Here is a 15807-nt window from a genome sequence, read left to right as displayed (position 1 = left end):
GGAGATCGAGAATGCGTACTTCCATCCTGCGCCGCAGGTCGCTACGAGTCGGGCTGGTCGCCGCCGCGGCGGGCACGATCCTGACCGTGGCCGGCTGTTCCTCCGACGACTCGGCCCCCAAGGTCGCCGGGGACGAGGGGGCCGGCCGGGCCGAGCCGCAGGACGACAACGCGGTCCGCAAGGCGTGGGTGGACTGCATGCACAAGCAGGGCCAGGTCGGCGTCACGCAGGACAAGGACGGCAACATCGCCTTCCCCGCCGCGAAGACCGATACCGGCCTGGAACCGGGCTTCGAGACCGCGACCAAGCTGTGTGACGAGAAGGTCCCCGGCATCAAACAGGCCAAGCAGGCCGACAACACCAAGTTCGTCGAGATGTCCCGCAAGTGGGTCGAGTGCGCCCGCAAGAACGGCTACACCGACATGCCCGACCCCGACCCCAAGACCGCCATCGTCACCGTCCCGCGCGCCGTGTTCGACCCCACCAAGTGGGACGCGGCCTCGCGCGCGTGCGACGCGCGGTTCCCGATGGCCGGCTACTCGATCGGCGAATGACCGTGACCCACACCGCCGAAACCCCCACCCCCACCCCGGTCGGCGACGACCGCGGACCCGGCCGCACGCGCAGGCGCGGCAGGGTCGTCGTCCCGCTGCTGGTGGTAGCCGTGCTGGCCGGCGGCGGCGTCGCCGTGGTGGCCCACCCCTGGGACCACGACAACGCAACGACGAAGCAGACCGCTGTCCGCCACGATTTCGTTCCGGTGGAACACGGATCGTTGTCCACCAGCATCCAACTCACCGGCTCGCTCGCGTTCGACGCGCCCACCCCCATCGTGGCGTCCGGCAAGGGCACCATCACCGCACTGCCCGCCGTCGGCGCGATCGTCAAGACCGGCGGCAAGCTGTACGAGGTCGACGGCCAACCGGTGGTGCTGATGACCGGCGACCGCCCGATGTGGCGCGACCTGGGCCCCGACGTCCCCAACGGCCCCGACGTCGAGCAACTCAAGAAGAACCTGATCAAACTCGGCCACGCCAAGGGCCTGGACCTGTCCGCCGACCAAAAGTTCACCACCGCCACCGTCATCGCCGTCAAACGCTGGCAGAAGTCGCTGGGCGTCAAGGAGACCGGCACCGTCCCCCTGGGCGGCATCGTCATGCTGGCCCAGGAGTCCGTGCGCATACAGCAACTCGGCGCCAAGCTCGGCTCGGCCGTGGGCAGCGACTCCATCATGACCGTCACCCGCACCGACCTCGTCGTCACCGCCCAACCCGCGGACAACCAGGTCTCCCGCTTCAAGCCCGACGGAAAGGTCCGCGTCAAGCTCTCCGACGGCACCGCCGTCGAGGGCCGCATCCGCTCCCTGGCCCGAGGCCCCGCCGGCGACGACAAGTCCGGTGGCTCCGCAGACGGCCCGAACACCAAGACCACCGTCACGATCGTGCTGGACAGCCAGGACAAGACCCAACAGGCCGGGCCGTCCCCGGTCACCGTCAACGTCGTCGGCGACACCGCCGACAACGCGCTCATCGTCCCGGTCACCGCGCTCCTGGCACTGGACGGCGGCGGCTACGGCATCCGCGTCGCCGACGGCCCCACCACCCGACTCGTCAAGGTCCGACTCGGCCTGATCGCCGACGCCAAAGCCCAGATCACCGGCGACGTGCAACCCGGGGCACAGGTGGCGATCCCCACATGACACCCACCCCACCCGAAACCCCCACCCCCGTCCTGGAACTCTCCGGCATCGTCAAGGAATACCCCGGCTCACCCCCGCTGCGCATCCTGCACGGCCTGAACCTGACCATCGACGCCGGCGAACTCCTCGCCGTCGTCGGCCCCTCCGGCTCCGGCAAATCCACCCTGCTCGCACTGCTGGGCTCGCTCGACCGACCCACCGCCGGAACGCTGCGCTTCGAAGGCCGCGACGTGTCGAACCTGTCCGACGCCGAACTCGCCGCACTACGCGCCCACCGCATCGGCTTCGTCTTCCAACAGTTCTTCCTCCTCGCCGGACTCAGCACCGTCGAGAACGTCGCCACCGGACTCCTCTACAGCGGCGCGGGATTCTCCGAACGACGCGCGCGGGCCGCCGACGCACTACGCTCCGTCGGACTCGGCCACCGCCTCGACCACCACCCCGACCAACTCTCCGGCGGCGAGAAACAACGCGTCGCGATCGCCCGCGCACTCGTCGGCCGCCCCGCACTCCTGCTCGCCGACGAACCCACCGGCGCACTCGACAGCGTCTCCGGCACCGCCGTCGTCGACCTCCTCCGCACCCTCAACGCCGACGGCACCACCGTCGTCGTGATCACCCACGACCGCGAACTCGCCGCCTCCTTCCCCCGCCGGATCGGCATCCACGACGGCCGCATCGACTTCGACGAACGCACCCCCCAGCCCACCGGAGCCGGCCTGTGAACAGCACACCACGCCGCCGCACCCGACTACGCCCCACCGACCTGCTGCGCCTGGGCATGATCGGCCCGCGTACCCGCAAGATGCGCTCCGCGCTGTCGGCGCTCGGCATCGCGCTGGGCATCGCGGCCGTCGTCGCGGTCACCGGCATCTCCAACTCCAACCAACAACACCTGCTGGAACGACTGGACCAACTCGGCTCCAACCTGATCACCGTCGCCCCCGGCAAAGGCTCCGACCAGAAACCGGTACCGCTGCCGCCCACCGCCGAGAAGATGCTCGCGACCATCGGCCCGGTACAACAGGTCACCGCCACCGGCGCCACCAAGGCGAACATCTACCGCAACGACCTGGTGCCCGAGCAACAGACCGGCAGCATCACGGTGCTGGCCGCCCGCCTGAACCTGCTCGACGTGCTGCGCGCCACCCTCACCAGCGGGCACTGGCTCGACGCCGCGAGCGAGAACCTCCCGATCACCGTCCTCGGCGACCAGGCCGCACAACGCCTCGCCGTGACCGGTCCTGGTGAGCGGGTGTGGCTGGGCGGCCAGTGGTACAAGGTCGCCGGCATCCTCACCCCCAACGAACTCGCCCCCGAACTGAGCACCAGCGCACTGGTCGGCTGGCCACAGGCGGTCGCCCACCTCGGCGCGGACGGCACCGCCGCCACCGTCTACCTGCGGTCGTACTCCGAACGCGTCCCGCAGGTACAGTCCGTGGCCGCGGCCACCGCCAACCCCGCCAGCCCGAACACAGTCGCGGTCAGCCGACCCTCCGACCTCCTCGCGGCCCGCGCCGAAACGGAGAACACCCTCACCGGGCTCGTCCTCGCCCTCGCCGGCGTGGCACTTCTCGTGGGCGGCGTCGGCATCGCCAACACCATGGTCGTGGGCGTGATGGAACGCCGCGGCGAGATCGGCCTGCGCCGCGCCCTCGGCGCCCGCGGCGGCCAGATCGCCATGCAGTTCCTCCTGGAAGCCGTACTGATGGGCTTCCTCGGCGGGATGGGCGGACTGCTCCTCGGCAGCCTGGCCGTCTACGGGTACGCGCTCGCCCAGGACTGGGCCGCGGCCATCCCCCTTTACACGCTTGTCGTGGGCCCCGCGGTGTCGGTCGTCGTCGCCGCGATCGCCGGGATCTACCCCGCACTGCGCGCCGCGAAAGCCTCCCCCACCGACGCACTGCGCTCGGCCTGACCTAAGACCGGCCGCCCCCGGTCGGCGCCCCGGCCACGAGCCGACGCGCCGCCCGGGGCGGCCTTTCCCGGCGCGGCGCAGAGGGCGAGCCGGCGGGGTCGGTACGCGAGTCTCCACCGAACCCGGAACGGTCCAGGGCGAGGGGCAGGCGCGTCCGACGTGGGGCAGGGCCGTGGCCTGCCCGGCCGCAGCGGGTCCGGTGACGATCAACGCCGGTCGGGTGGTGCTTTGTTGGTGGAGGCCGAGGATCGTCAGCCTGAGGGTCGATCGCCCGCGCGCCGGACGCGTCCACACCGACAGCGCAACCCCGCGCGCCGCACGGGGCGTCGACCGACGAGGTCGTGGTCGTACACGCCCTCCAAACGCTTCCCGTACCGCACGCTGTCTCGCGCCCGAGGGACGCGAGCACTTCGTCCTCAAAGGCGGCCTCCTCCTGGCGCGTCTCGATGCCCGCGCACCACCCGCGACATCTACGTCCTGGACCGCCCGTCGACAACGCCGGCCGGACTCCATCCCCCGGCCGCGAAACGCCGGTTCGGCCGAATCGAACGGCGGTGGGACACCGGCCCTCGTGTACAGGTACGGCGGCCCGGTCCACCGCTCGACCTCCTTCGGTGCACCGGCATCACCGTCCCGGCCACCCGGCACCCGAGGCCCCACGCCGACGCCCCGATTTCGACCCGGATCAGTGCCCCGCGCCGCCCGTCGGCGCGGGGCCGGCCAGCCGTTCCTCCAGGCGTTTGCCCTCGATGTCCGGGTCGGGGACGTATTTCGCGAACCACTGCGGGTGATACCAGAGTTTGGCCCGGACGATCGCCATCGTCGCCGGGACCAGGGTGAGCCGGACCACGAAGGCGTCCAGGAAGACACCGACCGCGAAGCTGAAGCCGATCACCTTGATGGTCGGGTCGTCGGTGAACATGAACGCCACGAAGATCGAGAACATGATCAGCGCCGCCGCCGTCACCACCCGCGCCGACAACCCGGTGCCGCGCGCGACCGCGCCTCGGGCATCGCCCGTGGTGGTGTAGTCCTCCTTGATCCGCGAGACGACGAACACCTCGTAGTCGCTGGACAGGCCGAAGATGATCGCGAGCATCAGGATCGGCAGGAAGCTGATCGTCTCGGTGGGGGTGATGTCGAAGATGTCCTGGCCCCAGCCCCACTGGAACATCGCGACCTCCGCGCCGAAGGCCGCGCCGATCGACAGCAGGAAGCCGAGGATCGACTTGATCGGCACCAGGATGGTCCGAAACGCGAAGGTCAGCAGCACGAAGGCCAGCCCGACCACCACCAGCAGGAACACCGGCAGCGCGTCGGAGAGTTTCGTGGACACGTCGATGTTGGACGCGGTGCTGCCGCCGACCAGGATCGGCGCGCCGACGCCGTTCTCGATCGCCGCGCGGTTGTCCCGGATGTGGTGCACCAGGTCGGCGGTGGTGTCGGAGTTGGGTCCGGTGGTCGGGATCACCCGCACCACGGCCACCTCGTTGGTCACGGCGAGTGGACCCGCCGCCGCGACGTCCGGTTGTTGCCGCAGCGCGTTCACCAACGTCTGCACGCCGCTCTGGTCGACGGGGCCGTCGGCGACCACCAGGAGGGGCCCGTTGAAGCCGGGCCCGAAGCTCTCCGCGGTCAGGTCGTACGCCTTGCGCTGGGTGGAGGACTCGGGCTGCGACGCGGCGCTGGGCAGCCCCAGGTCCATGCTCGCCGCCGGGATCGCCAGCACGAGCAACAGGCCGACGCCGAGGACCAGGACCGGGATCCGGAAACGCACCACGAAGCGCGCCCAGGTCGCGCCGAACGTCCGGGCCGGCTCGGTCGCGGTGATCCGCGCGACCTCCTCGTGGTGCCCGGGCCGCAGCCGGGTGTCGATGAACTTGGCGACCTTGGGACCGGCGAAGCCCAGGATCGCCGGCAGCAGGGTGAGCGCGATCAGCAGCGCGACCGACACCGCCGCCGCCGCGCACAGTCCCATCAGGGTCAGGAACGGGATGCCCACGACGGCCAGCCCGCACAGGGCGATGATCACGGTGAGCCCGGCGAAGACCACCGAACTCCCGGCGGTGCCCAGGGCCAGCGATGCGGACTCCTCCGGCGTCATGCCGGCGATCAGGTTGTTGCGGTGCCGGAACAGGATGAACAGCCCGTAGTCGATCCCGCAGGACAGACCGAGCATCAGTGCCACCGTCGTGGACGCCGACGCGATGTCCACCACCGACGCGAGCGCGGTCACCCCCATCAGCGCGATCACCACGCCGATGATCGCGTTGACGATCGGCACGCCGGCGGCGACCACCGCGCCGAAGGTGATCAGCAGGATGATCAGCGCGATCGCCAGCCCGATCAGCTCGGGCAGTTCGGAGGGGGTGATCCGCCAGCCCGGATACACACTGCCCGAGTACTCGACCTGGACACCGGCCTGCTTGGCCGGCGCCACGGCATCCTCGAGTTTGTCCAGGGTGGAATTCTCGACGTCCGCCGGCTGCGCCGTGTACTGCACCCAGCCCAACGCGACCTGCTGGTCGGGCGCGACCCCCTGATCGGTGAACGGGTCCGACACGGAGGCCACTTGCGGCACGGTCCGCAATTGCGCGACGGCCGCCTCGATGCCGGCGCGAGGGCCCTGGTCGGTAACCTTGGCCGGGCTCTTCACGGCGAACACCACCTGGGTCTGCGCGCCGCCGAGCGCCGGCAACTTCTGCTCCAACAGGTCCGTCGTCCGCTGCGACTCGGTACCCGGGATGGTGAAGCTGTCGTTGGTCTGGCCACCGCTGACCATGGCCAGGACGATGGCGGCCACCGCGACCGCGAGCCAGAATCCCACGACCCACCGCCGACGCCGAAACGCCCATTTCCCCAGCCGGAACAGATAGGTGGACAAGCCGCTTCCCTCCACACCTACCGACAGGACGCAACCGGCACACGAGGCACCACCCAGCGACCCGCGACCACAAAGACGCACAAGGACATACAAAAACCAATAATCCCGCCCTATATTGTCCTCTTCGATACAACAAAACCCGCCGACGCGCCGACAACCCCGACCACCCGAGGGTCCGCCACACCGAGGAACCGGTCGGGCATCGACGGCGCCGGCGTGGACCCGGCAGTCGGTCCCCGCCCGGAGGGCGGCCGACCACCTCCGCGTGGGCAGTCGCGGCGGAACACGACATCCCGGCACACCGACGATCGAATTCCTGCCCGCGCCCACATCGAAACCGCCGCACTCAGCGCCTACGCCCAGGCACCCCACCTCACCGTGGAACCCCTGCCCGGCCTGTACCGGGTGGACCCGGGCGAGCTGTACTCCTGGTTCGCCTCGAACGCCACCGACCTCGACCTCCCACCCGGCCCTGCACCACTGCCCCGGACATCGCCGCGGCCGTCCTGGAGCGCACCCTGATCCCCGACCGGCCCCGAGCCCCAGAGCGGACCACGACGCCTGTGGGACGAGGTCGAGACGGCCTGGCGCCGGTGGGATGGCCAACAACGCCCCACCGTCCGCGACTTCGGCCTCACCGCCACCATCGCCGACACGGCCGCAGCCGAGCAACCGGTCCGGTATCGCGACCGAGACCAATCGCTCGCCGCGCCGAGGACGGTCATCGAGCGGCAACGCGTCTGACCGCACGGCGCCTTCCGGGCCCGTCGGGCCATCCCGACGGGCCCGCGTCGTATCCTCCGACCCCGGCGGTCAGCTCTCCGTGTCGGCGGTCGGCATCTCCTTCTCCTGCTCGACGTCCACGGGTTCCTGGCCGTCCTCGGGTGTTCCTTCGGCTGCGCGGGACGAGGAGACGTGGATCGTCTTCCAGCGGGAGTTCAAGTAGAGGGTCTTGCAGGTTTCGACGGGCAGGTACTCCTGCGAACCCCCTGCCCGCTCCTCGAGGTGCCTGTTCGTGTGGCTGATGAAGCGCAGCGTGTCATTCGCCCGAAGCACCCGGTTGCCGCCTGCGGTGATGTTGCCGGTAGCCGTGATGTTGCCGGTCGTGCTGATCGAACCCGACGTCTGGCTGATGCTGTTCTCGACCGTGAAGGCGCCGTTGATCGTGGACTTGACCTTGATGACGGCAAGGGTGCCGTAGACGTTCATGTTGGCCGTGTCCTTGATGTCCAGGCGGCCCGTCTTGAGCCAGATGTATCCGTTGGCGCCGGGGTCGACGGTGACGTTGCCATTGACGGTCAGGGACTTGCCCGACTCGATGGTGACGTTGCCCTTGGCCGTGATGGTGCTGTTCGTGGTGAGCGGGCCGTTGGCGGTGAGTTCGCCCGTGGTTGCCGCCGGGCCGGCCTTCGCGGTGAGTGCGCCGAAGACGGTGATCTGGCCGCCGTTCTGCGGGATGGTCAGCCCGGCCTTGCCCTCGAGCGCCAGGGTGTTCTTGACGGCGATGGTGCCTGCGGTGGTCGGGGCCGCCACGCTGGCGACGGCGATGTCCGGGGTGTTGACCTTGATGTATGTGGTGAGGTAGCGGACTTCGTTGCCCATCTTGGCTTCGAGGGTGAAGCTGGAGTCGTCGACCAGGGCCACCGGGGAGGTCCAACTGCCGTTGCTCGCCGGGGCGGAGCCCTGGGTGCCGTCCGGCTTGCGGTAGTACATGGTGTACGTCGCGTGTGGGGTGCCGTCCCACAGGAGAGTGGCCTTGGTGTTGCGGGCGATGGCGACGGTGGCCGGTCGGAAGCTGTGCAGGTAGAACGAGTCGTCGCGCTTGCGCACTTCGCCTCGGCCCTCGCGCTCCTCGAAGCGGCCGGTCGCTCCGGTGGTCGACGTCGATTCCTCCCAGACGATGTCGACCGGGCCGACTCCGCCGTTGACCTCGATGCCCCACAACTCCAGGACGACGCTCCAGGTTCCGTCGAACGCGGCGGGCTCGTCCGGCGGCGGCGAACACGTGAAGATCACCTGGTTCGGGTCGCGGGTGTCGCGGTCCACGGTCCACTGCCGCTTGCCGGCGGGGACGGTCAACTCGTACTTGATCAGTCCCGGTTCGCTGGTCAGCGCGGATGCCTGACGGCCGGTCGGGATCCGGACCTTGAACCACTTGCAGTGCACGGGCCAGGTGCCGCCCGACTTCACCTTGCCGTAGGTGAGGGTCAGTTTGGCGTACTCCGGTTTGGCGAACGTCGAGACGTTCGGCGTCCCCGGCTCGGGCACCATGGCGGGCGGGAGCAGCATGGGAAGGGCGGCGGTGGTCACGGCTCTCCAACTCTCTCGGACGGCGTGGCGGTGGCGGTGGTGAGGGTGGTGTTCCCGGCGCGGCGCTGCGGGGGGCCGTCACCCGGCGCGGTGTCCTCGGTGATCCGGCTCAGGGTGCCGAGCGGGGTGCTGATGTCGAGGATGAGGGTGAGGGTCCAACTGCCGTCGAAACCGGCCGGTTCGGCGGGGGTGAGGGTGAGGAGGGTGGTGGTCGGGTCGGTGGTGCCGGTTTCGACCAGCCACTGTCGGCCGCGCCCGGGGCCGCGTCGCACGTCCAGTCGGGTGCGCAGGATCACGGGTTCGCCGGTCCGTACGACCGCGTCGGGGGCGGTCGGGAGCGCGAGGGCGATCCGCGCGCACCGCACCGGCCAGGCGGTGCGGCCCTCCGGGTCGTCGCCGACGGTGAGCCGGACGCGGTGGAGGGCCGTCTCCTCGGGTCGGGTGGCCGGCGCCGGGGTGTGCTCCAAGCGGTACGGGAGCAGCAGCGCCGAATCGGGGCTGGTCACGAAGCACTTCCTTCCTCGACCGGGGCAACCGGTGCGGCCGTCGGGGCCACCGTCGGAGCCGGCGAACCCCCGCCGCCCGCCGCCGCAGCGCGCCTGCGCACCGACCCGGCCGGTTGCAGTTGGAGGTAGCCCGAACGGGCCACCGGCAAGGGCGCGTCGGGGTGGGACAACGGGTCCGCGTTGTGGATGACGTGCTCGTCCCAGTGCGGCAGTGCCGCGCCGTCGGCCGTGCCGTCCACCACGATCGGCTCGGCCCAGGTCCACTCGCCGTGCCAGGCGGCGGGACGGGGCATCACGAGGGAGCTGTCCGGCGGCTCGGCCCGCACGCCGAACTCCCGGACCGCACACGGCTCGTCGGCAACGGCGGTGTACCGCAGCCGCAGGAAGCGCACGGCGAGCGGGGGTTCCACATCGTGGTGGATCTCGGCCACCCGGCCGTAGCCCCGCAACACGGTCCACTGCTCGCCATCCGCCGATGCCTCCAGTTCGGTCGCCGCCGGAATACCACTGCCGTCGGCCCTGCCGAGGAGGATGTCGACGCCCTCCACCTCCCGTTCCACGTGCAGGTCGAGGCCGACCCAGTCGCCGGCGACCGGCGGTTCGGCGCTCTCGTAGGAGGTACTCGGGTCGCCGTCGACCATCGCGGCGGCGGGATGCCCGGCGCCGGCCTCGGCGGAAGCCGAGGCGGTGGGCGGGCCGAAGCGGTCGGGGGCGAGCAGGGGGTTGAGCCGGAACGAGGCGCGGATCCGGGCCAGGGCCCGATGCGTGGTGTCGGCGTCCACCCCGACCTCGGCGACGGGCAGGATGTCGGTGGTGGCGTGCACGGCGGTGTGCGGGCAGGCCAGCAGGGTCAGGTGATGGGTGGCGGGACGATCGGCGGGCCGCGCCGGCACGGTGAGGTGGGCGCCGGTGCCGATCGCCGTGACGTACGTGTTGGCCGGACCGTTCGGGTCGACGGCGTGGAAGCGGTGGTACCGGGTGCGCAGGTCGTGGTCGTCGGCGGCGAAGTAGCCGATGAGTCCGTCGGAGAGCCGGTCGGGATCGCCCAGGCGCACGGTCCAGCGATAGTCCGGGTAGTCGCGGTAGTCGGGGTACTCACGCTCGTCGGGGTAGGGCTCGCCCGCCGGCACGAGCGCACGTTTCCAACTCGGGTCGCTCAGCGGCTCACCCATCAGGTCCAGGTTGAGCCGGGCCCGGACGAGTGCGATGGGGCGACCGATCAACCGTGCCGGGGACCGGTCCTCGTCGGGCGCGGGCTCGACGATGTGGTCGAGCGCGGTGTCGATCGTCTCGGTCAGTGCCTCGAACGCCGCCGGCTGGTGGCGGAGCAGGCCGCGCGCGAAGGCCGCGAGGTGCGGGTAGGCGGCGGCGAAGTCGTCGTCGTCCGGGTGGCGGAACGGCGCGTGCGGAAGCGTATTCCAGGCAGTGGTACGGATGTTGTCGACGTCGCGGACCACCCGCAGTTCGCCCAACGGCTCCCCGTCGGGGCCGTACGCCAGGAGGGTCCGGTCGAGGTGGTTGACCAGCAGCCACCCGGTCACCGGTGTCTCGGCGCCGGCCGATCCCGCGACCTCGACGGCCCCGGTCCCGGCCCCATCCACCTCCGCAGGCGGCTCGTCGACCCGCAGCGGCACGGGATCCAGCCGCACCCGGGCCGGTTGCCCGATCCGGGGCGGCAGTTGCACGAAGCGCTGCGGGCCGGGCGGGTCGAGGAACAGATCGCGATCGGGCACCACGCTCTCCGCCCGCACGAGCGGAAAGTGGATGGGTTGGCTGCCGACCGGCTGCACCAGCGAGCACACCCGGCCGAAGCGGTCGACGACGATCAGTTCGATGAAGTGGAACTGGCCGGCCCGTACCGGTTGGAAACGCCGCGTGCCATGACCCTCCGCGCCGTCGGGGACGTGGTTGGTCTCGCCGGCCAGGGCCAGGACGGACGCGTCGGTGACGGCCTGGGCGGCGCCGTCCTGCTGGAGGAGCCAGTCGTGGAAGCCGTCGAGGCTCTGGGAGAGCACATCCAGGGTCTCCAACTCCTCGCGCATGTACCGTAGTTGCCGGGCAAGCTCCGGCGGCGCGTGGCCGGCGAGTCGGCGCGCCTGCTCGCGCAGTACGTAGCGGGTGGAGGGGGTGACGAAGGCACGCGCGCCGAAGGCGGTCCACCGTCGGCCGCCGTCCCCGTCGCCCTCGGCCGCGTTCGTACCCTTCCAGCGGTAGCGGTGGATGTCGGGTTCGGGGTCGCCGTCGCGGCCGGGGCCGAACTCCCAGTTGAGCGTGGTGTCCGGACTCCGGTACGGGGTGGCGCAGTACTTGACCTCCCACTGGAGGTAGAGCGGCAGCCACGGTTGCCGCCACACCCCGGTGTATTCGGGCCACGGACCCACGGAGTTGGCGTCCCGGTCGGCGACGACGGCGTGCAGCGCCGTGCGCGCGGGCTCGCCACCGGCCGCCGGGGTACGCACGGCCCGGTCGAGCAGTGCGAACTCCGCCACCAACGCCCCGATGTCGCCGGGGAGTTCGGGGGTGTTGGCGGGCAGCAACGGGGTTGCGGAGACGTCCGCCCAGACGCCGTTGATCTTCACCCGGGTCAGCAGCCGGGACGGCAATCGGCAGGGCAGCGGGTCGTCCTCGTCCCGGCCGAGCGGTTGTGACGTACCCGAGCCGGTGAGCGCGAGGACCGGGTCGGCAGGGCTGTGGTAGCTCTGCCGAGGTGTGCGCTTCAGCTCCAACTCGGCGGGTAGTCCGCGGGTTTCGGCGTGGCGATCGATCGCGGCCCGGAGCGCTTCGGGGGTGAGCCCGTGCGGGACCTTGGGGGCGAGTCGTTCGAGTTCGGCCCGGCAGTCCGTCACCCGCGTGCCGGCGTCCCGGATGCGCGCGTCCCAGGCGGCTTCGTCGAGGTCGAAGTCGAGCGGGCGGCGCGTCTCGGGCAGGTGGCGCAACCACCACAGGCGCCAGAGCCGCCACTGCGCTGCGGCGAGGTCGTGGCCGGCCCGGTCGTAGTCGTCCTGGTCGCCGTTGAGGTCGGCGATCCAGTCCGGTTGCGCGGGCGGCGGGGCCTGGCTGTCGGCCTGTCCGCCGGGGCGGTTGACCACCTGCCAGCGGGCGCCGCCGTCGTGTCCGCTGAACCACGACCGGCGGGTGATCTCGTCCAGGGAGACCTGCCCGTCGGGGTGGTCGAGTTCGTCGGGGTTGCCGTGGAACAGGGCGCGGACCCGGTCGGCGAGGTCGGTGTCGCCGGTCGGCTGCGCGGCGAGCGCGGCGACGGCGTCGGCGGTGCTGTGGCCGATGGCGACGTTGACGTTTCCGCTCGCGGGGCGGTCGGACTCGGGGTGTCCACCCTCGCGGTCCCAGGGGATGCCGAGGGCGGTACCGACGTACCGGGTGCGGGTGATCGTGCTCGGCATGCCGTCGGGTGCGGCCCAGCCCAGCGCCCGGAGCACGTCCGCCGGGTCGTCGGGGTCGGCGTCGGGGGGCAGCAGGCCGGCGATGTCGCGGGCGGTGGCGAGGATGTCGGCGTCGTCCCGGCTGTACCAGCCGATCACCTGGTAGCTCACGGTGCACGGCGGTGGGTAGTTGTCGTTGGCCTTCAGGTCGGCGAGGGTGTCGTGGAAGAGGAAGACGTTCTCGTGGTACGGAGCGAACGCCGCGAACGCGGGCAGTCCGCTGCCGATGGCGGTGAGGAACAGCGGCCGGGCGGCCGGTTCGCGCCAGGGCCCCTCGCTCAGCGCATGCACCCGGCCGATGTAGTCGGCGCGGGGCCGCTCCTTGGGGGAGGCCGGGTCCACGAACGGGGTGAAGGCCGATTCCACGGGCCCGCCGTCGGCCTTCTCCAGGTAGTCGGAGTGGACCAGGAACCCGGCGGCCTTCAGCGTGCCCCGCACCTCGGCGTAGCGCACCACGAGCCAACGGTTGGGCACGAGCGGGAACTTGCTGACACCGGTGGCGGCGTCGATCACGCCGGTGCTCAGCGCCTCGGGCAACTGCCACTGGACATGGATGCCCTCTTCGGGGTTGCCCTCGGCGTACTGGACGGGCGGTTCGGCGTTGCTGCGGAACTCCTCGGCGAACGTCCACGGGTAGCGCGGGCTCCAGCGACGAAAGTCGTCGTACGCGGCCACGTCACGCGTGGCGAGGAGCGCGTGGACCTCGACGGGGACGATCAGGTCGGTGTCGGCCGTCGAGGCGCTGCCGGTCGTGGCGTCGGCGTGGGTCTTCGGGTCGGTGTCGGTCATCGGGCGCTCTCCCGGTCCGGCGCGGGGTCGAGGGTCAGGCGCTGCTCGACGGGGGCGTTGACGAGTTGCAGGGCGAACTCGCCGGGGGCGAGGTCGCGCAGCGCGGGGTCGAGCCCGGCGGCGAGCGCGGGCACCAGGCCCCGGTCGCCGCGCAGGGCCAGTACCTGCGGGACGTCGCCCTCGTGCGGCAGGCGCAGGTGGCGGGTGAGCAGGCCGCCCTCGGCCGGGTAGTTGCGGCGCAGCGGGTGGCCGAGGTTGTCGCCGGGCCGGTGGTTGCGCAGGTTGATCACGCTGTTGTCGCCGGCCCCCTCCTTGCTGTCGATGCCGAAGTGGATGCCCTGGCCGGGTTCGCGGATGACGATCTCGTCGGGGACGGCGTCCAGGAGCACCAGCAGGGTGTCGGGGGCGAGGTGGTCGCGGCGCAGTTCGCCGACGTCGGCGCCGGCGATGCTCGCGATGAGGTCGAACACCGGCCAGGCTTGCACGAGTTCGGAGCGGATCAGCAGTCCGGCGCGGCCGGCCGCCCCGGTACGGGTGCGAGTGCGGCGTTGGTCGACAACGGCGGTGAGCGCGGTGTCGACGAGGGCGTCGAGGGAGCTGTGTACGCCGACGTCGCGCGCGCCCGCGAGCAGTGCCTCGATCCAGTTCTCGTCGATGCGGAAGAGTCTGATCGATTCCGGGGGGAGCATCGCGGGGTGTGGGACGAGGTAGTTGAACGGTACGCGGCGCAGCAGGGTCAGTTCGTCCAGCCAGGCCGGCAGGGTACGGGTGTGTCGTTCGGCGGCGGCGGTCAGGGCCGCCGTCGCGGCTTCGGCCGCGAGTGCGGCGCGGGCGCCCTGCCGGGTCGGGCGGGTCCGCCGGCGTCGCGTCGGCGTCGGGGCCGCCCGGTCGGGCGTGGCCGGCGGGCGGCCGAGTGCGTCGAGCAGGCGGGCGGCGAAGCCGGGATCGGCCAACTCGCGCAGGGTCCGCCCGTCCGAGTCGCCGTCGGCGGGCGCCCGGCCGGCCGCGGCTCGGGCCATCACGGTCGCCGCGGTGTTGGCGAGTTCGCGCCGGGCGCGGGTGATCTCCTCGCTGTAGTCGGGGTCGCTCAGCGCCAGAGTGCGGCCGAGGGTCCAGGCGGCGGCGTAGGAGACGTCGAACAGGCCGTGTTCGGGTTCGTAGATCAACGCGTGGTCGGCGGTGGTCTTGGGCTCGTCCCGGGCGAAGTCGCGGGTCTCGGCGGCGATCACCGGGACGAACGGGCCGCGGTACCAGCCGTAGGTGGTCTCCCCGGACAGCAGCCGGTACGGCACCGGGGTATAGCCCAGGTGCAGTCGGCGACGGGTGTAGTCCTCGGCGTCCCCGGTGGATCGGGCCGCGACCTGGGCATTCGGGCGCAGGCGCAGCGCCAGGTTCTCCCGGTCGGTGCGGGCGGGTGCGACGAGGTTGCCCAGCAGCGCGGCGGCGTCGCGGGTGCCGGCCGGGTCGCTGGTGAACGTCCACGAGTGCAGTACGCACAGCCGCACGAACCGGATGCCGGCGCCCAGTCCGCCGGGGTCGAGTTTGCCGTCGAAGCCCTCCAGGGAGACCAGGTGCGCGGTGTAGGTGCCGGTGTGCCGGGGGAGCCGGTTGGCGGCCAGGACGGCGTACCGGCCCTCGGTCGGGATCTCGCCGTCGTCGAGGAGTCGCGGCTTGGTGGCGACGTCGCGGACGTGGGCGAGGTAGTGCAGTTCCTCCTCGCGGGGTACAAGCGCGGTGAACAGCGCGGCGGGCACGTCGATGCTCTGGCAGCGGCTCGCCGCGACGCCCGGGGTGATGCCCTCGTCGCTGAGGTCGGGGCCGAGGATGCCGGCGCCGGGGTCGCGCAGTTCGGCGACGGTACGGGTGGTGGTGCGGCCCATTCCCTCGGGGTCGTCGGGCAGTTCGCCCGCCCGGAAGACCATCAGCGCCTGCCAGGGCGCCTGTTCGGGTACGGCGCGGCCCTTGGTCAGCCGTTCCCAGGGCAGGATGGAGCGGTCCAGCGTGATGTGCGGCAGGGTACGGCGGAAGTCGCCCGAGGCGCCCTCGGCGGGGTAGTGGGCGTGCACGGACGCCGGGTCGAGCACGAACCGGACCGCGCGGATCTCGAACTGCCGCGTGGTGGTCGGGATGGCCGGGTTCGCGTCGACCCGGTTGCCGCCCTTGGTCAGGTGGTGCTCCGCCGTGAGTGTGTAGACGCCGGCCGGGGCGAGCGGGCGACGGTAGTCGTGGAAGGCGACGAGGAGGTCTTCGGTACCGCTCAA

At 71.5% G+C, this 15807-nt stretch carries 9 protein-coding genes; 4 read left to right on the top strand and 5 right to left on the bottom strand.

Features of this window, described 5'->3' with window-relative positions:
- Positions 1–11: 11 nt before the first annotated feature.
- Genes ACFXKZ_RS34145 through ACFXKZ_RS34130 form a run of 4 tightly spaced genes read left to right on the top strand, consistent with a single transcriptional unit; the run spans position 12 to position 3617 of the window.
- The gene (locus ACFXKZ_RS34145; RefSeq protein WP_380005707.1) at positions 12–554 is read left to right on the top strand and encodes a hypothetical protein; all 543 of its coding nucleotides are present in this window, start codon (positions 12–14) and stop codon (positions 552–554) included.
- On the top strand, positions 551–1699 hold the full coding sequence (locus ACFXKZ_RS34140; RefSeq protein ID WP_380005705.1) for a peptidoglycan-binding protein: 1149 nt from the start codon (positions 551–553) through the stop codon (positions 1697–1699). The genes ACFXKZ_RS34145 and ACFXKZ_RS34140 overlap by 4 nt, the downstream gene beginning before the upstream one ends.
- Positions 1696–2424, top strand: coding sequence for an ABC transporter ATP-binding protein (locus ACFXKZ_RS34135; protein ID WP_380005703.1), 729 nt, complete (start codon positions 1696–1698; stop codon positions 2422–2424). The genes ACFXKZ_RS34140 and ACFXKZ_RS34135 overlap by 4 nt, the downstream gene beginning before the upstream one ends.
- Positions 2421–3617: an ABC transporter permease gene (locus ACFXKZ_RS34130; RefSeq protein ID WP_380005701.1), complete on the top strand. Its 1197-nt coding sequence runs from the start codon at positions 2421–2423 to the stop codon at positions 3615–3617. Before ACFXKZ_RS34135 ends, ACFXKZ_RS34130 begins: the two co-directional genes overlap by 4 nt.
- Positions 3618–4302: 685 nt before the next feature.
- On the opposite strand, the gene ACFXKZ_RS34125 is transcribed toward ACFXKZ_RS34130, so the two are convergent.
- From ACFXKZ_RS34125 to ACFXKZ_RS34105, 5 genes are all read right to left on the bottom strand, one after another.
- On the bottom strand, positions 4303–6501 hold the full coding sequence (locus ACFXKZ_RS34125) for an MMPL family transporter (protein WP_380005699.1): 2199 nt from the start codon (positions 6499–6501) through the stop codon (positions 4303–4305).
- A gap of 813 nt (positions 6502–7314) precedes the next feature.
- Positions 7315–8811, bottom strand: a complete 1497-nt coding sequence (locus ACFXKZ_RS34120; RefSeq protein ID WP_380005697.1) for a hypothetical protein — start codon at positions 8809–8811, stop codon at positions 7315–7317.
- On the bottom strand, positions 8808–9317 hold the full coding sequence (locus tag ACFXKZ_RS34115) for a hypothetical protein (protein WP_380005695.1): 510 nt from the start codon (positions 9315–9317) through the stop codon (positions 8808–8810). The genes ACFXKZ_RS34120 and ACFXKZ_RS34115 overlap by 4 nt, the downstream gene beginning before the upstream one ends.
- On the bottom strand, positions 9314–13546 hold the full coding sequence (locus tag ACFXKZ_RS34110; RefSeq protein WP_380005693.1) for a discoidin domain-containing protein: 4233 nt from the start codon (positions 13544–13546) through the stop codon (positions 9314–9316). Before ACFXKZ_RS34110 ends, ACFXKZ_RS34115 begins: the two co-directional genes overlap by 4 nt.
- A complete protein-coding gene (locus ACFXKZ_RS34105) occupies positions 13543–15807 on the bottom strand; it encodes a hypothetical protein (RefSeq protein ID WP_380005691.1) in 2265 nt (754 codons plus the stop codon). Before ACFXKZ_RS34105 ends, ACFXKZ_RS34110 begins: the two co-directional genes overlap by 4 nt.

The sequence above is a fragment of the Embleya sp. NPDC059237 genome (assembly GCF_042754105.1).
Classification (GTDB): Bacteria; Actinomycetota; Actinomycetes; order Streptomycetales; family Streptomycetaceae; genus Embleya.
This window is presented reverse-complemented; position numbering and strand designations above follow the sequence as displayed.